General features: G+C 57.7%; 18 protein-coding genes. 14 read left to right on the top strand and 4 right to left on the bottom strand.

The annotated features are described in order from the left end of the window. Nucleotides 1–1,235: GMC family oxidoreductase N-terminal domain-containing protein (locus ACETWG_11125; protein ID MFB0517137.1), on the bottom strand; the 1,235-nt coding region annotated here is incomplete at its 3' end. A 219-nt stretch (nucleotides 1,236–1,454) separates the two neighbouring features. On the opposite strand from ACETWG_11125, the gene ACETWG_11120 reads away from it, so the two are divergent. The 7 genes from ACETWG_11120 (at nucleotide 1,455) to ACETWG_11090 (ending at nucleotide 8,333) form a co-directional block, all read left to right on the top strand. Then, nucleotides 1,455–1,748 carry a type II toxin-antitoxin system RelE/ParE family toxin gene (locus ACETWG_11120; protein MFB0517136.1) on the top strand — a complete coding sequence of 98 codons (294 nt, stop codon included), beginning with the start codon at nucleotides 1,455–1,457 and terminating at the stop codon, nucleotides 1,746–1,748. After that, complete coding sequence (locus ACETWG_11115) at nucleotides 1,745–1,993, top strand: type II toxin-antitoxin system Phd/YefM family antitoxin (protein MFB0517135.1); 249 nt, start codon at nucleotides 1,745–1,747, stop codon at nucleotides 1,991–1,993. Before ACETWG_11120 ends, ACETWG_11115 begins: the two co-directional genes overlap by 4 nt. A gap of 49 nt (nucleotides 1,994–2,042) precedes the next feature. Beyond that, nucleotides 2,043–2,795, top strand: a complete 753-nt coding sequence (locus ACETWG_11110; GenBank protein ID MFB0517134.1) for a DUF72 domain-containing protein — start codon at nucleotides 2,043–2,045, stop codon at nucleotides 2,793–2,795. Between the two features lie 155 nt (nucleotides 2,796–2,950). Continuing rightward, complete coding sequence (locus ACETWG_11105; GenBank protein MFB0517133.1) at nucleotides 2,951–3,889, top strand: hypothetical protein; 939 nt, start codon at nucleotides 2,951–2,953, stop codon at nucleotides 3,887–3,889. A 259-nt stretch (nucleotides 3,890–4,148) separates the two neighbouring features. Continuing rightward, nucleotides 4,149–5,204 (top strand): hypothetical protein, encoded by a 1,056-nt coding sequence (locus tag ACETWG_11100; protein ID MFB0517132.1) that lies wholly within the window; start codon nucleotides 4,149–4,151, stop codon nucleotides 5,202–5,204. Further along, entirely contained in the window at nucleotides 5,201–7,528 is a 2,328-nt protein-coding gene (locus tag ACETWG_11095) for a carboxypeptidase-like regulatory domain-containing protein (protein ID MFB0517131.1), read from the top strand. The genes ACETWG_11100 and ACETWG_11095 overlap by 4 nt, the downstream gene beginning before the upstream one ends. Before the next feature lie 16 nt (nucleotides 7,529–7,544). Beyond that, the gene (locus ACETWG_11090) at nucleotides 7,545–8,333 is read left to right on the top strand and encodes a DUF4249 family protein (GenBank protein ID MFB0517130.1); all 789 of its coding nucleotides are present in this window, start codon (nucleotides 7,545–7,547) and stop codon (nucleotides 8,331–8,333) included. 46 nt (nucleotides 8,334–8,379) lie between these two features. Here ACETWG_11090 and ACETWG_11085 read toward each other — a convergent pair whose 3' ends face one another. Then, nucleotides 8,380–8,850: a hypothetical protein gene (locus tag ACETWG_11085; protein MFB0517129.1), complete on the bottom strand. Its 471-nt coding sequence runs from the start codon at nucleotides 8,848–8,850 to the stop codon at nucleotides 8,380–8,382. Between the two features lie 190 nt (nucleotides 8,851–9,040). Between ACETWG_11085 and ACETWG_11080 the strand changes: the two genes are divergently transcribed. From ACETWG_11080 to ACETWG_11055, 6 genes are all read left to right on the top strand, one after another. Next, the gene (locus ACETWG_11080; protein ID MFB0517128.1) at nucleotides 9,041–10,453 is read left to right on the top strand and encodes a M64 family metallopeptidase; all 1,413 of its coding nucleotides are present in this window, start codon (nucleotides 9,041–9,043) and stop codon (nucleotides 10,451–10,453) included. A gap of 14 nt (nucleotides 10,454–10,467) precedes the next feature. Continuing rightward, nucleotides 10,468–10,935 (top strand): hypothetical protein, encoded by a 468-nt coding sequence (locus ACETWG_11075; GenBank protein ID MFB0517127.1) that lies wholly within the window; start codon nucleotides 10,468–10,470, stop codon nucleotides 10,933–10,935. A gap of 123 nt (nucleotides 10,936–11,058) precedes the next feature. Then, entirely contained in the window at nucleotides 11,059–11,448 is a 390-nt protein-coding gene (locus tag ACETWG_11070; GenBank protein ID MFB0517126.1) for a BlaI/MecI/CopY family transcriptional regulator, read from the top strand. Beyond that, on the top strand, nucleotides 11,445–12,815 hold the full coding sequence (locus ACETWG_11065) for a TonB family protein (protein ID MFB0517125.1): 1,371 nt from the start codon (nucleotides 11,445–11,447) through the stop codon (nucleotides 12,813–12,815). The genes ACETWG_11070 and ACETWG_11065 overlap by 4 nt, the downstream gene beginning before the upstream one ends. A gap of 150 nt (nucleotides 12,816–12,965) precedes the next feature. Further along, nucleotides 12,966–14,036 (top strand): phospholipase D-like domain-containing protein, encoded by a 1,071-nt coding sequence (locus ACETWG_11060; protein ID MFB0517124.1) that lies wholly within the window; start codon nucleotides 12,966–12,968, stop codon nucleotides 14,034–14,036. A gap of 98 nt (nucleotides 14,037–14,134) precedes the next feature. Next, nucleotides 14,135–14,668 carry a hypothetical protein gene (locus tag ACETWG_11055; protein MFB0517123.1) on the top strand — a complete coding sequence of 178 codons (534 nt, stop codon included), beginning with the start codon at nucleotides 14,135–14,137 and terminating at the stop codon, nucleotides 14,666–14,668. A 204-nt stretch (nucleotides 14,669–14,872) separates the two neighbouring features. On the opposite strand, the gene ACETWG_11050 is transcribed toward ACETWG_11055, so the two are convergent. After that, a complete protein-coding gene (locus ACETWG_11050; GenBank protein MFB0517122.1) occupies nucleotides 14,873–16,270 on the bottom strand; it encodes a sigma-54-dependent transcriptional regulator in 1,398 nt (465 codons plus the stop codon). A gap of 191 nt (nucleotides 16,271–16,461) precedes the next feature. Next, a complete protein-coding gene (locus ACETWG_11045) occupies nucleotides 16,462–16,815 on the bottom strand; it encodes an Hpt domain-containing protein (GenBank protein ID MFB0517121.1) in 354 nt (117 codons plus the stop codon). A 243-nt stretch (nucleotides 16,816–17,058) separates the two neighbouring features. Between ACETWG_11045 and ACETWG_11040 the strand changes: the two genes are divergently transcribed. Then, nucleotides 17,059–18,302: transglutaminase domain-containing protein (locus ACETWG_11040; protein ID MFB0517120.1), on the top strand; the 1,244-nt coding region annotated here is incomplete at its 3' end.

The raw sequence follows: 18,302 nt of genomic DNA, 5'->3' as shown, positions 1-18,302 counted from the left end.
CCGCCCAGCCGCCACCAGCGCCGCCTGTATTCCAGGTGCAGATAGTTGCTGATCTTCTGCATGACCAGCAGGATGGTGGTGCGCTGGGCCCAGCCGAACGGCCACAGGCTCCGCAGGAACTTGATGGGGTGCCGGATGATGTTGCCCAGGAACCGCACCGGCCGGGGCCAGGGCCGGCCCCCACCCACCAGGATCGTCCCCAGCAGCGACATGGCATCCTGCCCCTTACCGTAGCGCACCGTCTCGATGTGGGTATTCTCATCGGGGTAGATACCTGAAGTGATCGCCAGTCCCTTGGAGTAGTCTACTTCCTTCCCCCGGGCCTTGGCCCCCACCAGGGCCTCGCTGTTGGTGCGTACCAACCGTCCCAGCTGCTCTGAAATGCGCGGCAGTGACCCTAGCGTCTTGCACCGGTGGAGCAGCCTCACCGTACCTAACGTGCCACCGGCGAAGACCACCCCTCCGGCTCGATAGATCCCCTTGGGACTTAGCAGCCCCGTCACCCGTCGGGCGGTCACCTCGTAGCCCCCACCTGCCGAGGGACGCACGTCGGTCACGCGCATCTCCGGGATGATTTCCACCCCCAGACGCTCCGCCAGGTAGAGGTAGTTCAGGTCCAGGCTGTTCTTGGAGCCATAGCGGCAGCCGACCATGCAGCCGCCGCAGAGGGTACAGCCGGTGCGCTCGGGTCCCCGGCCAGCGAAAAAGGGATCCGGCACGGTGACCCCCTCTTCGCCGAAGTAGATGCCCACGTCGTTGACGTGGAAGGTGTCATCCCGTCCGATATCGGCAGCGCACTCCTTGAGGTATTCATCGGCTGGGGTTATCACCTTGCTCTGGACGGCGCCCAGCATTCTGCGGGCGGTTTCGTAGTGCGGTGCCAACCGCTCCTTCCACCCGGTGCCACCCCAGACCGGGTCATCAAACACCTCGTCCGGCGGCACCAGCAGGTTGCCGGCATACACCAGGCTGCCACCCCCCACACCCACGCCATGCAGCACGAAGACATCCTTCAGCAGGGTCATCGCCTGGATGCCATACAGGAACAGTTGCGGCAGCCAGAAGAATTTACGGAAGTTCCAATTGGTCCTGGGGAAGTCCTGCGGCCGGTAGCGCCGCCCCTGCTCGATCACCGCCACCTGGTAGCCCTTCTCCGCCAGCCGCAGCGCCGCCACTGAACCGCCAAAGCCGGAACCGATGATGAGATAATCATAGGGATCAGGAATAGGCTTCATAATACGGAGAAGGAATATACAGAAAAAGTCCGATCTGGCTCATTATATTTTAGGTGATGCCCTCTCTAGAATCAGGGTCTTAAGTTAAAATGCCGCAACCGACCATCCACATCGGCACCTCCGGCTGGGTCTACGACGACTGGCAGGGGCGGCATTGCTACTTCCCGCTTGAAGTTATCCCTTGACAATCGGCCATTATCTGGCTATCATCTGGCCAGAATGGATCATGTAATCCTATTCGCTCCGGAGGCAATACAGGATTTCAAACGTTTGTCAGCCCGAGACCGTTCTATTCTGCGAGATGCGATTGAGAAGCATCTAAGGTATGAACCGGAAAAGGTAAGCAGAAGCCGGATAAAGCGCTTGCGTGGCACCAATCGGCCTCAGTACCGGTTGCGTGTCGGGGAGATTCGCGTGTTTTACGACGTTAGGGAAGAGAGGGTAGAAATTCTAGCTATCGTACCTAAGTCACAGGCAGCCGACTGGCTTAAAGAATTGGAGGCAAATAAATGAAAAAAGTACCCTTATCTGAGGTCAAGGACCACCTTTCAGAGTACCTACGCCAGGCGGCCAATGATGAGGAGATCATCATCACCCGGCACGGCAAACCGGCAGGAGTGTTGATCGGCTTCGACTCCGAAGACGACTGGTTCGATTACCGTCTGGAGCACGACCCCCGGTTCCTGGCGCGCATCACAGCCGCCAGGGAGAACCTCCAGGCGGGTAGGGGGATTCGAATTGAAGATCTGCCGAAGTAATACCCGGCATTCGCCCGACGCTAATCCATAGCAGGCAAGGGCTGACAAGGTGCAACACCAGACCATCCACATCGGCACTTCCGGCTGGGTCTACGACGACTGGCAGGGGCGCTTCTATCCCGAGGAGGTGAAGGGCACCGAGCGGCTGGAGTACTACGCCCGGCAGTTTGACACGGTAGAGCTCAACGCCAGCTTCTACCGTGTTCCTACGGAACCGATGGTCGCCAGCTGGAACCGCCGCCTGCCGGAGAGCTTCCACATGGTGATGAAGGGCTCACGGCTGGTGACCCACCGGCGGAAGCTGGTCAATGTTGACGAATCCCTGGAATTTTTCCTCAGCCGGGTCCTCCCTGTGAATACTCTGAAGGTGATCCTGTGGCAGCTGCCGCCCTCGCTCCACAAGGACGTCCCCCGCCTGGATGCGTTTATGGAGAAGCTACCGAAAACGGTGCGGCACGCCGTGGAGTTCCGCCACGGCAGCTGGTGGGACGACGAAGTGGCCGAGACCCTGGTACAGCACAAGGCCGCCTTCGTGGCCGTCAGTATGGACGGCCTGCCCGATACCATCATCCCCACCACCGACTTTCTCTACCTGCGTTTCCACGGCCCCGCCGACCAGATCTACCAGTACGATTATCCGGACGAGGAGCTGGCCGCCTGGGCGGAGCGGGTCAGGCCGCTGCTCGAAGACCGCACCCTGTATGCCTTTTTCAACAACGACTACCACGCCCGCGCGCCCAAGAACGCCGCCACCCTAAGGGAGCTGCTGCGGGGTTGGGAGGAATCAGGGGAAGGAGGCTAGATGCTGGGTGTTGGATCAGGTTGGGAGATGACTGATCCTGCAGGCTGTGGGAGCACCGGAGGATAGCGAGGCGATTAAGATGATCTTGCTGAAATGTGTCTATCAATAGTAAGAAACTTCATGACGACTCATCATTACTCTCGCAGGCAAGACATATGAGATACATCTCTATTTATTTAATAGCACTTATCATTTTCTGCCCTGTTAGTGGCGTCCGAAGTCAAAGCCTCATGAGTCTGGTTAATGGTCCCCTTCCGGGATTCACATCAAGACCTCCAGTTGGCAACTGGGCAGTTCGCTCTCAAATGGTTTACGGTCAATCATCCTCATACTATGACAACGATGGGGCTGTTGTTTCTTATCGTGGTCCCGTAGAGACGATCGGTATGCTGACTACGAGCATCGAAAAATCGGTCAATGAGATATTAGCGTTAGGCATGACAGTACCGCTTGTACTCTATCATTCTTTCTTAGAGGATGGAGAACCCCAGTCATCGCTGGACGCACCTGGTGGTTACGGGAAGAACGGATTGGGTGATATTCTTCTCGAAGTAGCTTTTCTAGCTCAGACAAGTACCTCACACCGAGTGGTCGCCCTTGGATCCATGAAGACTACAACCGGCACACACGAGGGAGAATTGGATGATGACGAGGCATTTCCTACCGGTACTGGCCAATTCGATCTATCGGCTGGGGCGGCCACTGATCTGCAGTTAGGTACAGCAACCTTGCTGTCAGCAGGGATTATATATACACTCGGTCTCCGCGGTGAGATTGAGGGGTATGATTGGTCCTATACCTATGATCCGGGGAATACGTTGGTTTTGGCCGCGCAGTTATCACATAGGTTCTCGTCTCGTTTAGCTGCGGGTGTATTGTTGAACCTTGTCACCAAAGAACTCGGATCTATCTCGGATGACTGTGAAAGTGAATCCGGAAAGGGCACGTCCTTTGTAGTTGCACCTAAGTTGGGATACCAACTGATTAATGGCAAGAGACCGACTTATATGAATGTCGGCCTCTCGTTCCAGTTATTGGGGGCACAAGAAGCGAAGGTGAATCTGCTTATGGCAGAAATTCATAAGTACTTCTAAGTGATAGATCATACCGCATCCCTTGTTCCAGCCCTACCATAGCAAGTCGATTACACTGCTGCTGAAGTGAAGATACTTCCGGCCATTATCTTTTGATCCGTCAGCTGGCGGCCTCCGGGCGACAGATCTTTTCATCATACTGAGAAGGTCGTAGCGCACGCTTTAGCCCTGGCTATCGCAGTCCTAACCAGGAGCGTGGCGACAACCTTTCCCCGCCAAATCTTGTCATAAGCAGGCAGCGATGACCTAAATTTGATTGATGCCTGGCCGTGCACATCACCACCCGTCCATAAGAAAGGGTCTGCTCCTTTCGATCCTGCTTCTGTCTACGGCGTACTCCCAGAAGCTCAGCTGGTCCCAGTTCATCGCCGACACCCTGGTCATCAACCTGCCGGTGGACTCGAATCTTGCTGCCCCGGAGGTGCAGCTGCCGGTCCTGGATAGCCGCGAGTCGCCTGGTCCGCTACTTGGCATCCGCCAGATCAAGAAGTGGCGCTATATCCCCGTCGACCAGTATATGGTCCTGGAAAAGCCGCTGGCCGAAATGCTGAGCCAGCGCCTGCCGGCGGTCGCCGGGCAACCCGATGCCACCCTGGTGATCGACAACATTTACATCTGGTATGATGGCTCACCAATGTTCCATACCGGCTGGTCGCTGAATGGCTATACCCGGCTGATCGCTGATGATAGCACCACTATCCGCGACTGGCAGTGGGAGCACCGGGTCAAGAAGAAGCGCAAGCAGAAAATCGAGGACGTTATCGGCCGCCTCGTCGAGGACTGGATGCAGGCCCAGCAGCTGGCACTGCAAGAAGACCTATCGGTCCGCCCAACTATGCCCTATCGTTACCGGCGGCAGCTGGCCTTCTGGGTGGACACCATCATCCTGCCGGACGGCCTCATCCTCGATGGCCGCCTGACACTCAATTATCCCGCCGACCAGCAGGCCACATACGTCCGCGGCGCTCCGGGCATGGGTATCTACTACCGTAAATCCTCCCGGCATGAATCCGTGGCCATCGGCGGCAATCACCTGCAGTGGTACCGCCGGCTGCATCCCGCCTGGCTCGGCCGCCTGAACTTCGCCTACCGCTTCGGCGCAAATAATTACAACACCGACAAGTTCGATTACATCGACTGGTGGAACATTTTCCTGATCAACTTCGGCTTTACCGCCGCCTTGGAATACCGCCCCGTCTATCACAAAGGCTTGTTCGCCGGTGTGGGACTCCACCAGTCCATCAACGTGCTGCCGGAAGTAGTGCCCCGGTTCGCAACCGGCCTGCTGCTTACCGTGGGGATAATCCTGCCGTGAGAGCGCCCGTTACAGGACTGGTCCTTCTGACCGGCGCGATCCTGCACGCTGCCAATGTCTCTGGCTACGTGGCCGACGCCCAGACCGGGGAGACCATCATCGGCGTGAACATCATCGTGGAGGGGACCACCCTCGGCGCCACCACCGATATCAACGGCTTCTTCGTCATCCAGCGGCTGCCGCCCGGCGAGACTACCCTCCGTTTCACCCACATCGCCTATGAGCACTATCGCCGGACCATCCGGGTGGGCGCCAGCGATCTGTTTCTGGGGACCATCAACCTGGCTCCCACAGTGCTCCAGGCCCAGGCCGTTACCGTCACGGCCCACCGGGGCGCCATCATCCAGAAAGACATGGACATCGCCAGCTTCGAGGTCAGTCCCCAGGTATTGAAGGAAGTGCCCCAGTTCAATAAGGACGTTTTCCAGCTCATCAAGTACTCGCCCAGTGTCACGATCGGGGACCGCATCTCGCCCATTTACTACGTCCGCGGCGGCGATCCGGGCGAAAACCTGGTGCAGCTCGACGGCATGACCATCTACAACCCCCAGCACATTCTGAGCATGCAGGCCATTTTCAATCCCTATGCTATCAAGAACATTGAAATGCTGGTGGGGGGCTTCGACGCGCAGTACGGGGGGCGTAACTCCTCTATCCTGTATATTACATCGCGGGAGGGGCACAAGGAGGAGGTGCAGGGTGAGTTCCGGCCGTCCACGTCGGGGATCGTGGGTGCGGTGGAATTCCCAGTGCGCGATCTGGGAACCGCGATGCTTTCGGGCCGGGTGCTGACCGACCTTTTCTCGCGGATCATGATGGGCATGCCCAACCTCATGGCCGACTTCAACGGCGCTCTCCAGGCCAACATCCGGCGCACCCGACTGCGCCTCTCGGCCTTCTACGCCCGCGACTTCATCGACTACGACTTCATCCGACTGGGCATCTACTTCAAAGAACCGTACCTGCGCAACTACAGCACCGGCTTCCTGACCAACACCAACAATACCGCTATGGGCCTCCAGACCCGTTCCGTACTCACCCCCAACCTGGTGCTCGAATCCCACCTCTATTACTCGGGATTCAACGTGAACAACAAAAATTTCCTCAAATTCCGGGTTCAGGATACCACCTACGAGGGCAACGTGGACGTTGTGCTTAACTATGAGACCCGCGTGATCAACGAGGTATCGGATCTCACCACCAAGGCGACCCTGTCCTACTTCACGTTACTGAACCAGACCCTGCAGCTGGGCTTCGAGCAGAACGCGCTCACCTTTTATAACGACGCCGGCCTGTTCTCCCTGCCATCCTTTTCGGCCGAGGTGACCTCTACCCTCCAGGCCTATTTTCTCCAGGACAAGATCGAATTCGGTCCCCTGCTGCTGAAACTCGGCCTGCGAAATACCCGCTTGTCGCCGGAGAGTGAGTGGCGCCCGGAACCGCGGGCTTCCCTGGCCCTGGAGCTGCGCGGCATCACCCTCAAGGCCGCCTGGGGACGCTACCACCAGTACGTCACCGCCATGAATACCCAGGATGCCGAGCTCAGCCAGTACATGGACTATTACTACCCCTTGCGAAAAATGGAGCCCCTAACCTCAATCCACCACATTCTGGGGATCGAGGGCAAAATCAGCGACCGATTGGATTATTCCGTGACGGCCTATTACAAGGACCTCACCAACCTGTACCGTTTTGACTACTTCAATACCATCGCGGCCATTTACAGCTACGAAGCCGCCCTGGAGCAAGGCCACGGCGAAGCCTATGGCCTGGAGTTCCTACTCCGGGGGGAGCTGGGCCGGCTCTCCGGTTGGGTGGGCTACTCCCTGTCACGCTCCCTGCGCAGCTACCCTTCCATCCAGAAAGGCAAAACGTTCCTCTATGACGGCGACCAGACCCACAACCTCAAGGCGGTCTTGCTCTATAACCTGACCCGTGACATCACCGCCAGCACCACCTTCCAGTTCACCTCCGGCTTCCCCAAGACCTGGGAAACGGGCATCGTCAATCATTACGATTACAATCCTGTGGAAAACACCTACGGCTATTTCCCGGAGTACCTCACCCCGGTGAAGAACAACGTGCGTTTCCCGCCCCTGTTGAACTGGGAGATCGGCTGGAAGAAGAAACTGCGCGGCGGCTTCGGCTACCGCCTGGCGGAATACCTGGGCACCGACGAGGCCTACCTGACAACCACCATCCAGAACCTGCTCTTCCTGCGGCGGAATCCATACCTGTATTTCTACATTCCCGGCTATGGCTATTACGGGTTTGATATCAGTTACTTCCCGTCGGTGCGAGTGGGCTACAGCATCAAGTTTTAAGGCGGGGGTTGGCGCTGTGAAATACATCCAGTCCGTATTCGCTGGTCTCCTGATAGCCCTCCTGGCGGCCTGCAGTTTACCCCACGAACCCGGACCCCAGCCTTCCACCATCGTCGAAACCGAGTTCGAACCGAGTCTGAATATTCTGGGAATCCTCCGCCTGGATGACCAACCCGGCTCATCCTTCTTCTACATCGAGCGGGCCTACCGCTACCAAGAGCTGGATACCCTGGAATGGGATGAAAGCTTTATCCCCATCGTCACGGATGCAACGGTACGCGTCCAGGGGCTGGGCGATACCACGTCCTACTTATTCACTCATGAATTGGACAGCCTGCGGGGGGAGATCTACACCAACTACGACTTTTTCCCGGTTGCAGGTGAGCAGTACCACCTCACTATTGAACATCGCGACTTCCCCACCCTCACCGACACCACCGTGGTGCCGGTCAAGCCGGCGGCGCATTCCGGTCCGGTGGTGATGGAACAGGGGGTCTACTTCGAACTGCTGACAACCGCCGATACCGACCTCTACGACGTCTACCTGCTTTCGTCCTCTGATTCGCTGCATTACCGCTTCTCGAATCCCGGCACCGGCCCGCTGCCCCTCTTCTTCAATACCGCCGCCGAGCCGGGAGACACCCTCACCGTCCACATCTACGGATACGACGCCAATCTGGCCGACTACCTGACCACCACCATTACCCTCAAGCCGCAGACCTACCAGGAGACCCTCACCACTGTCACCGGCGGTTACGGCGTTTTCGGGGCGGTGAGTGCGGCGAAGTTCAGTCTTACGCGGTAGGCCGCTTCGTTAAGGTCACAGCACGCTGTGCCCCTACCGCTAAGGCTTAACGGCTGAGCCTTTCTGCGGCGACCAAGCCTTCTTCGGTGAGTTCCCAGATTCCCTTCGGGCATTCCTGTTTTACCAGGCCCTTCCGGGCCATGATGCGCCGCTCCTCTCTGGCCGCGACTTTCCACAGGATATCCCGGTCCCTGCCGCCGGGTATAGGTGCCCTGTCAACCTCGGTCAATTGATCGGCCAGCTGCTGCTCAATATGGGCTAGAACCTTCCCTTCCTGGGCCGCACCGCCCAGCGCGGAGAGCGCCCGCAGGATCGGTGCCCGGAATTCATGCCGGGGCGTGCCCCCCTCTACTTGCGCGGCGCCGTGCTGCCGGGCCGGCTGGCGTGACTTCCGTTTCCCCTTGCCAATCTCCAGCTTCAGCAGCACGCGGAGAACCGAATTAGGCGTATCTTCCAGCGGGACTGCGCGCAGCTTCAACTCTTCCCACACCTCGTCATCAATCCTGATTGTCGGCATAACTACCTCCATATTCATGTAACATTGTTGCAATGTTAATATATTACCATAGATCCCGACAAAGCAAACATTTCCGGTCCAGAAAGGATCAACTATCAGCGCTTTCAGGGGGGAACTTCACGTATACATCCGCAATCCTCATGGCTAAATTTTAAGGTCTCTCCATCGCAAACATTCATGAGGTGACATCATGCGCCGTCTACTTCTCTTTCTGCTGCTCCCCCTGGCTTATACTCTCGGCCAGGCTTTCGACAACTACTTCACCGGCCAGACCCTGCGCTTTGATTACTACCACAGCGGTACCGCTACGGAGGAGCACATCAGCCTCGACCAGGTCCGCCTGGAGGGTTCATGGCCCGGCAGCCGCGCCCACCTGGTGGATGACACCAACCTGGGCAAGTACCTCTTCCAGGTGGTAGATACCGCCTCCGGACAGGTGATCTACTCGCGGGGCTTCGCCAGCATCTACGGCGAGTGGGAAACCATCGGCGAGGCCCGGAAGGGTATCTGGCACAGCTTCCACGAATCCCAGCGTTTTCCCGAGCCCCGCAAACCGGTACGGATCATCCTGAACAAGCGCGGGAACGACGGCGCCTTCCACCCGATCTATACCGGCCTAGTCGATCCCCAGAGCCGTTTCGTGAACCGCTCTTCCATCGCAGCCCAGGGCAAGGTCTGGGCGCTGTTCGAAAACGGCCCCCCGGCCGCCAAAGTGGACCTTCTCTTCCTGAGTGAGGGCTACACCAAGAAGGAGCGCCGGCAGTTTCACAAGGACGTGGAGCGGCTGGCGGGCGTCCTGTTTGGCGCCGAACCCTACCACTCGCGCAAGGGCGACTTCAACGTTCGGGCCATCGACCTGGCTGCGGTCGAGTCGGGCATTTCCAATCCCCGGGCCGGCATCTGGCGCGACAGCCCCCTGGGTCTGAGCTTCAACGCCTTCGACCTGGACCGCTACGTCCTTACCTGGGCCAATCAAATCATCCGCGATATTGCCGCCCAGGCACCTTACGATGCCCTGATCATCCTGTTCAATGACCGCAAGTACGGCGGCGGGGGGATCCTCAACCTGTACACCACCGCCTCGGCCCGGAGCAACGAGGCACCTTATCTGCTCATCCACGAGTTCGGCCATTCCTTCGGCGGCCTGGGCGACGAGTACTACGCCTCGACGGTGGCCTACGAGGAATTCATCCCGCCCGGCGTGGAGCCCTGGGAACCAAACGTCACTGCCCTGCTGGACCCCCAGCAGCTCAAGTGGTGGCATCTCCTGGACATCGATACGCCGATACCTACTCCCTGGAACCAGGCCGCCTACGATTCAGCATCCTATGCCTACCAGCAGAAGCGCCGTGAGCTGCGGGAGCAGGGCGCCTCCGAGGAATCCATGGATGCTCTCTTCGGAGAGGTGAAGGCCATCACGAAGGCTATGCTGGAGGCCGAACCGTACTTCGGCAAGGTGGGGGCCTTCGAGGGCGCCAGCTATCAGGCTAAAGGACTCTACCGACCCGAGGTGGACTGCATTATGTTCAGCCGCAACCACCACTACTACTGCCGCGTCTGCACCGAGGCCATTGAGCGGATAATCGACCTGTACGCCGAGTAAGGAGGAATGAAAAAATGGTTACCAGTACCAAGCGCCTCGCGCTGATAGGATTTGCTTTCACGTTGCTGGTCATTTCCGGTTGTGCGCCGGGGAATGAGCGGTTTGTGGCCGAGGCGGCCGGATTCTGGGCGGGTCTATGGCACGGGCTGATCTGCGTGGTTACGTTCATCATCAGCCTGTTCAGCGACACGGTGCACATGTACGAGGTGAACAATACCGGCGGCTGGTACAATTTCGGTTTCCTGCTGGGAGCGGCCATATTCTTCGGCAGCGGTTCAAGTCCGTTCAGTTGCAAGAAGCGGGCTTATAAGATGGGTGACCGCGAGTGGGAGAAGATCGGTGAGAAGGTGGAGGAGAAGGTCCGCCGGGCCATTCGTGACTGGGCTGAAGAGGAGGAAGGGAGGGACAAGGAATGGGAGGAAATCGGCCGGAAGATTGAGGAGAAGATCAAGCGGGAGCTGCGCAACTGGGCCGAGAAGTAGCTGGTATCCGGACCGCCTGTATATAGCAATCCCCTGACCGTTCCCAAGCCTAAAGAAAACAGCTTGCGGGGCTACTAATCATTTAGTAGATTGCTACTAAGAGATTAGTAGAGCGAGGAGCCGATGAAGCAGTCTCGAAAGGAACTTTCCGTCGCGGAGTGGGAAATCATGCACGCAATCTGGCGCGTGGGCAGGTCCGTTACCGTCCGGCAGGTCCTGGAAGCCGCCTATCCCCGGTCGGAAAAGGCCTACACCACCGTTCAGACCCTGATGAATATACTGGTAGAAAAGGGATTCCTGACACGCCGCAAGCAGGGTAGGATCAACTACTACTCCGCCGTCAGGGGCCGGGAGGATGTACTACGGGGTTCGCTGATCGGGGTCGCTCAGCGCATGTTTCAAGGCTCCCTGGGCGCCATGGCTTCTTTTCTGGTCAGTTCCGTCAAACTCAGGCCTGAGGAGCTGCAGGAGTTGAAGCGGATTCTGGCTGAACATACAGAAGAAAGCCGATGACCGGCCTGTGGCAGACTTTGCAGTTGAAGGCGCCTGCGCTACTGACAGTCCTGCTGCCGCTAGAAATCCAGTTCACCATCGTCGTGCTGGTTGTTCTGGCCCTGGACAGTTGGATATCGAAAGCCACGTCCAGGTTCCGGTACGCCCTCTGGCTGGTGGCCCTCGCCAAGGCTCTCTGGCCGCCGGTGCTGTCCATACCGGCTCTGGACCTCTGGCCTGGCACTGAGGAGAATTTCACCTTCCTGGCACCTGTCATAGGTCTGGCACCTATGCAGCCTGGGGAGACCACCTCGGCATCACTGGGCGCGATCCTGCTCCTAGCCTGGTTGGGGACATCCCTGGCGCTGCTCATTCTGATAGCCGTTCGATTTGTCATATTCCGGGTACAGCTGTACGCTTCACCGGCGCGCCGGTGGTCTCCCTCCCAGGCCTGGCCGCTTTCAGGGGAGGTATGGCCGCCGGTGTTCACTTCGGACCACATTCCTTCGCCTCTCACCATCGGTCTACTGCGCCCGCGGATTTACCTGACCGCCCAGGCCGCCCGGGCTGAACCCGCCACCCTGCGGGCTATCCTCTACCACGAGCTTGCCCACATCCGCCGCCGGGATGGGTTGGTCAACCTGCTCCAGGGGATCGCCCTCATGCTGCACCCCTTGAACCCTCTGACATGGATCATGGTAATCCGCCTGGCCCGTTACCGGGAGCAGATCTGTGACGAGTATGCGCTGGTTCGCACGGCTATGGAACCGCGGCAATACGGGGAACTACTGTTGGAGCAGCTACATAACAGCATGCTTCCCCGCCCGGCCTTCCAGACGGGAACCTGTTTCTCTGAGACCAAAAACAATTTTAAGAAACGACTTGCTCACATAATCAGCTTAAAGGAGCGAACTATGAAGCGTACGACGACAAATCAGAAACTGCTGCTGGCGAGCCTGACATTCGGCTTGCTCTTAATTGCCTCTCAATGCCAAAAACATGAAGAGGATATTGCCGCAGGCTTGTCAAAATCGCCTGCGCCGCCGCCCGCAAAGGAACTCGCCGGGGAGTTTGAACCCGTCTTCGTTCCCTATGACACCCCGCCCGTCCCAATCGGCGGGTTCAAAGCTATCCAGAAGCATCTGATCTACCCTGAAGAGGCTAAGAAGGCCGGCGTGGAAGGAATGGTAATTCTCACGCTTCAGGTGCTGGCCAACGGCCAGACTGGTGATGCTATCAAGGTCATGCGCAACGACTCCGGCGATCCCCGCCTGGCCGAGGCCGCTATTAAAGCGCTCCGGAACGTCACCTGGGAGCCAGCCCTACAGGAAGGGGAACCGGTAGCAGTATGGGTCGCGGTCCCGGTTGATTTCAAGCTAAAGGAATGATGCCATAAGCCTAACACAAACCCAATAAGGCCCTCCTCATGCGGGAGGGCTTTTTTATATTGACAACTTTCTCCGACGCCGCCTTGAGATTGTGGTGGCACTCCGTCTTGACTTATATTAATATACTTAAGTCAAAGAGAGGGGGATGATATGAGCCTTCAAATAGGTAACCTTGAGCTGTATATGGGCCCTTCGGAGCTGGGGGCCCCCGACAACCTGGAAGAAATCATCGTCCAATTCATCGACGGCGCCAGGAAGCGCCTGGATGTGGCGGTACAGGAACTGGAATCGGTGCCCATCGCCTCAGCCCTGATCCGGGCCCGCCAGCGCCGGGTGGTGGTGCGGATAGTCATCGAGTGGGACTACCTGAGCGTCGACCGGGCAATATCCACCCCCTTCAGCCCCGGTGGTGCCAACGAGCCGAACCGCGGAATCCACGACGCCCTGCTTCGCGCCCACGCCCGGATACACACCGATTACAATCCCCACATCTTCCACCAGAAGTTCATGGTCCGCGACTCCGGTAGTGAAGAGGCGGCCGTGCTCAGCGGCTCCACCAACTTCACCCCCACCGGAGTATCGCAGAACCTCAACCACGTGGTGATCATCCGCGACAAGCAGGTGGCCAGGGTCTACTGGCGGGAGTTTAAGGAGATCATGCAGGGCCACTTCGGCAAGTTGAACGAAGGGCACGATCCCCTACCTCCGGAGGTGGATGTCTCCGGCGTGCGCGTCAAGGTGCTCTTCGCGCCGGACCATAACCCGGAAATGGAGATCATGAAGCAGATGGCCAAGGCCCGCGAGCGCATTGATTTCGCCATCTTCACCTTTGCCGAATCGTCAGGCATCGACGACACCATGATTGCCCTGGCCCGCACCGGGGCTGTCAAAATCCGCGGCGCCCTGGACGGACCCGCTGCCCGGCAGAAGTGGGCGGCGGCCTGGAATGTGGCCAAGTCCGGGGCCGAACTCTACGCGGTTCCCCACAAGGCCCTGTTGAACAAGCTCCACCACAAGCTCATGGTCATCGATGGGCAGGTGATCATCGCCGGCAGCTTCAACTACACTGGTCCCGCTACCCGCCTGAACGACGAAAATATCATTGTTCTCGGCGATCTGGGCACCACCGATACCGCCGCCCGCAACCGGCAGCAGCGCCTGGGGCAGTTCGCCCTCCAGGAGATCGACCGCATCATCCGGGATTACGGCGAGGCGTTCTAAGCCCGGTCGGCCGCAAGGACCACTGACAAATGCGGAAAGGCGGTATTAACAACCTTATATTAGCGCAGGTCAACCCTGTGCTCAGGAAAGGACGTTCAATGCGGCTCGTTCGAATCGCCATACTCATCTCTTTAACTCTCGCCCTGTGCGTTGTCATCGCATGCAAGGAGGCAGTTGAGCCGGAACAGGATGAGGATGATGTGGTGATCTACTTCAACTCTTTCGAATCTCCTGCCGATACCGCCGGGTGGTGGGGATATGGTGACGTTGAATTCCGGACCGATACTCCTCCTCAAGGGGGGAATCAATCCTTATTTGTATCAGGAACATGTATTGTCCCCCACTTTCGCCTCGACTTGCTTCCAGCGGATGAGGAACGCTATCTGAAGCTGCGCTGCTGGGGCAAGAACCTGGCTTTCGGCGGCGGTGTTTCATTATCGTGGTTCAACGAAGAGGGCGAGCGGTTAAGCTATATCGATATCTATATCTCTGATTCCGTGTGGACTGCTTACGAAACCGAAGACACCCTCCTTTGCCCGGCCAATGAAACTCCGACGCTAAATCTAAACGCCGGCGGCATAGTTTATAGCGCTATGCTGGTCGACCTGGTGGAGGTTATCCGGATTAAGTAGGGACGGGGCGCAATAAGCCCCTGCTCCTGAACTAATTTGCGACCTTAGCGTCTCTTCGAACCCCTTCCGGGCAGGCCCTTCCCTTCGACAGGCTCAGGGTAAACTCGGCTCAGGGCAGGCCCTGCGGTTAGCTGCGGCAGCGGTGAGAAAATAGCCGCAGTCAATTGAAGGACTAAATAAAGGAAAATGGAAAGCGCCGGGACCTTAAGCCTTGGCGCTTTCGTCTTTGATGTGCTTGGCGTCGATGCCCAGGCTGGCAATTTTCTGCCGCAGAAAGACCGGATGCACGCCGATCTTCCGAGCCGTGGCAGCGATGTTACCTCTATGCTTGCGCAGGTGCTGGGTAATGAAATTGATCTCAAATTCCTTAACCATCATTTCCTTGGCGAGCTTGAAGTCATCGCCCTCGTAGTCCAGCTCCCTGGCGGTGCTCCAGGCCAGCCGGTCGGGAATGAGGTCGCTGGAAATCACCCCCGTTTCGGGATTGCAGAGAATGGATGACCGCTCGGCCACGTTCTTGAGCTCTCTGATGTTGCCGGGCCAGTCATAAGTGAGCAGGAGGTCCCGTACATTCGGGTCGATCCGGGGGGTCGGCTTGTTCATCTGGGTGGCGTATTCACTGATAAAGCGCTCAAAGTAGAACATGATGTCCTCGGGCCGCTCCCGCAGCGGCGGCAGGTGGAACTCGAACACGTTGATCCGATAGTAGAAATCCTCCCTGATCTTCCCTTCCGTCAGTAGCTGCTGCAGATCGCGATTGGAGGCCGCCAGTATCCGCACGTCGGTGCGCCGGGTCTTGGTCTCTCCCACCCGGGAATACTCCTTTTCCTGCAGCACCCGTAGGAGCTTCACCTGCATGGCCGGGCTGAGCTCACCCGTCTCGTCCAGAAAGACGGTGCCACCATCGGCGACCTCAAAGTACCCGGCGTGATCCGCATAGGCCCCCGTAAATGATCCCTTCACGTGGCCGAACAGCTCGCTCTCCAACAGCTGCTCCGAGAGGGCCGCGCAGTTCACTACCATGAACTGCTTGCGTGCCCGCTGACTGTTCTTGTGAATATACTTGGCAAACACCTCCTTGCCGGTACCGCTCTCACCGGTGATCAAAACGGTGGAGTCAGTTCCCGCCACACTTCGGGCCTGCTCCAACAGACGCTGGATCGCCTTATTCCTGGTAATGTAGATCTCCCCCCGGCTCAGCTGTTCCATCTGCTCCTTCAGCAGGATGTTTTCCTTCTCCATCTCGATCCGCTGCCGGCACTTAGCCAGGAGCATCTTGACTTCGTCTATATCCAGGGGCTTGGTCAGGTAATCGAAAGCCCCCAGCTTCATGGCCTCCACTGCCGTCCGGATATTCCCGTAGGCTGTTATGAGAATTATATGGGCCTGCGGCAGCTTTTGCAGAGCTTTCCTAATCACCGTCAATCCATCAAGGCCAGGCATCTTCAAGTCCACCAATGAGACATCCGGCTCCTCCTCCAATATGAGCTTAAGGCCCTGCTCGCCATCCGGTGCAGTGAACATCTCATGGCCCTCTTTTGCCAATTGGCTGCTGAACCAGGTCAGAATGCCGGGATCATCGTCAATTACCGCTATACGCATATCAGACCCCCATCCCGTCTGTACTATCGATACGGGACTTGCTGTTCCGATCGATCAGGAACGACGATTGTCAGTTCCTTATATAAGATTACTGCTAAGTGCCGGTCTTATTGGCCGGCACCGGTGAAATTAGCCTAGCGAGGATGACATCTGCTAGGTAATATATTGCTCAGACCTGTCCGCGGCAGACTTTATCGCTCCGCCTCCGAGGCCACCACGCTGCGCAGGATTGCCAGCAACGCTTCCAGGCTAGCCGACAGGTCCTCCTGCTTGGCTTTTTGCAGGGCCTTAGCAGCTGTGGTGATCTCCGGGAAGCCGAAAGTGCCGCCCGATCCCTTCAGGATGTGGGCGATCTGCTGCACAGTCTCAACCGCCCCCGGCTCGCGGGCCAACAGGGACGCACCAGCCGATTCCAATTCCGCAATCCACGCGACCAGGGACTGCCGATAATAACGCCGTAAGTCCTCTGCCGGTCCCCCCGAACCAGATCCCGTTGGCTCAGCATGTTTCGTGAGGTCGGGTTTATCCCCGAACCAAGGTGCCATTGAAATACTCTTAGATAACCACTTGGCGGCAAGGTACCCAGCCCGCCTACCCGATGTCAAGGCACAGAACCTGAAAGTTGTCCGGGCCGGGTTTCGAAAGTGCCCGCACCCGGGCACCGGTAGCCCCAAATGAGCCGCTACCCGGATGAATTCGCCGTTTTGCTTGCTTTCATTGACCTTTGCACCTATCATATAGGAAACAAGAGTACACCCCCTATCATTCTAGCAAAGGAAATCCTAATCATGCGCTATATGCCGACCCTCATCCTGTTCCTGTTTCTGGGAACTTCAACCTCGACTCTGGCCCATCCCGGCAAAGTCATTCACTCTTTTAAAGCCCCCTTTACCTGCCCGACCGGACTGGCATTCGACGGCACCAACCTATGGGTGACTGATCATAAAGCGGACAAGCTGGTCTGTATGAATCCGAAAACGGGTGCCGTGGTTAAGGAGCTGGCCTCGCCCGGCTTCTGGCCGCTGGGATTAACCTGGGATGGGCGCTACTTATGGAATATCGATCAGCAGCAGCAAAAGATATTTCAAGTTGACCCGTCGGACGGGACGATCCTGAGGGCCATCGACGCCCCCGGCAGCAGTCCGGAAGGACTGGCATGGGACGGTCAAACGCTGTGGGTCAGTGATGCCGGGGCCGACAAAATCATGAAAGTCGACCTGAGTGACGGCACCGCTGTCCAATCCTTCTCCGCTCCTGCTGAAAATCCCCAGGGACTGACCTTCGACGGCACCTATTTGTGGTGCGCCGACCGCATCCTGGACGAGATCCATATGATCGATCCCCAAGATGGCGAAGTCATCATCGTAATGAAATCTCCGAGGCCCTACCCTCGCGGCCTGACCTGGGATGGAAAATATCTATGGAACGTAGATTATCAAGCCGACAGCCTTTACCAGCTCGTGCGGGAAGACGATGAGCTCTACACCCTAGAAAATCAGAGAAAGGCGCGCGTGACCTTTACCCATGAAGTCAAGGTCTATGGTCAGGGACAGCTCCAGGAGCTGAACGTCTACATCGCCATCCCGGAAAACCTGCCGCAGCAGCAGATTCAAGCCCAATCGTTCACCCCGGAGGACTACCGGACCATCACCGACCGCTGGAACCAGGCTTTCGCTCATTTCCACTATGAGGATATCCAGTCGGAAGCCGCCATCCAGACCATTATGACGGTTGAGGCCGAGGTCTCCGAGATCAATTACTTCATTTTCCCCCACCGCTGCGGCACGCTGAAGGACGTTCCGCGGGACATCCGGAAGACCTATACCGCTAACGGCAGCAAGTATCAGATTGACGATCCTTACATCCAGGATCTGGCCAAGGAAATTGTAGGTGACGAGACCAATCCCTACTGGATGGCCCGCAAGATATTCGACTACGTGCGCAACACGGTGGAGTACAAGCTGGAGGGTGGCTGGAACGTGGCTCCGGTCGTGCTGAAAAGGGGCACCGGCTCCTGTTCCGAGTATACCTT

Source organism: Candidatus Neomarinimicrobiota bacterium (genome assembly GCA_041862535.1).
In the GTDB taxonomy this organism is placed as follows: Bacteria; Fidelibacterota; Marinisomatia; order SCGC-AAA003-L08; family TS1B11.
The sequence above is the reverse complement of the archived record's forward strand: the minus strand, read 5'-3'. Positions and strand labels throughout refer to the sequence as shown.

Excerpts from the sequence above, each read along its gene's own strand:
- ACETWG_11060 (MFB0517124.1), top strand. The coding sequence starts at position 12,966 with ATGAGCCTTCAAATAGGTAACCTTGAGCTGTATATGGGCCCTTCGGAG.
- ACETWG_11065 (MFB0517125.1), top strand. The coding sequence starts at position 11,445 with ATGACCGGCCTGTGGCAGACTTTGCAGTTGAAGGCGCCTGCGCTACTG.
- ACETWG_11075 (MFB0517127.1), top strand. The coding sequence starts at position 10,468 with ATGGTTACCAGTACCAAGCGCCTCGCGCTGATAGGATTTGCTTTCACG.
- ACETWG_11100 (MFB0517132.1), top strand. The coding sequence starts at position 4,149 with ATGCCTGGCCGTGCACATCACCACCCGTCCATAAGAAAGGGTCTGCTC.
- ACETWG_11080 (MFB0517128.1), top strand. The coding sequence starts at position 9,041 with ATGCGCCGTCTACTTCTCTTTCTGCTGCTCCCCCTGGCTTATACTCTC.
- ACETWG_11105 (MFB0517133.1), top strand. The coding sequence starts at position 2,951 with ATGAGATACATCTCTATTTATTTAATAGCACTTATCATTTTCTGCCCT.
- ACETWG_11055 (MFB0517123.1), top strand. The coding sequence starts at position 14,135 with ATGCGGCTCGTTCGAATCGCCATACTCATCTCTTTAACTCTCGCCCTG.
- ACETWG_11050 (MFB0517122.1), bottom strand. The coding sequence starts at position 16,270 with ATGCGTATAGCGGTAATTGACGATGATCCCGGCATTCTGACCTGGTTC.
- ACETWG_11115 (MFB0517135.1), top strand. The coding sequence starts at position 1,745 with ATGAAAAAAGTACCCTTATCTGAGGTCAAGGACCACCTTTCAGAGTAC.
- ACETWG_11120 (MFB0517136.1), top strand. The coding sequence starts at position 1,455 with ATGGATCATGTAATCCTATTCGCTCCGGAGGCAATACAGGATTTCAAA.
- ACETWG_11045 (MFB0517121.1), bottom strand. The coding sequence starts at position 16,815 with ATGGCACCTTGGTTCGGGGATAAACCCGACCTCACGAAACATGCTGAG.
- ACETWG_11085 (MFB0517129.1), bottom strand. The coding sequence starts at position 8,850 with ATGCCGACAATCAGGATTGATGACGAGGTGTGGGAAGAGTTGAAGCTG.
- ACETWG_11070 (MFB0517126.1), top strand. The coding sequence starts at position 11,059 with ATGAAGCAGTCTCGAAAGGAACTTTCCGTCGCGGAGTGGGAAATCATG.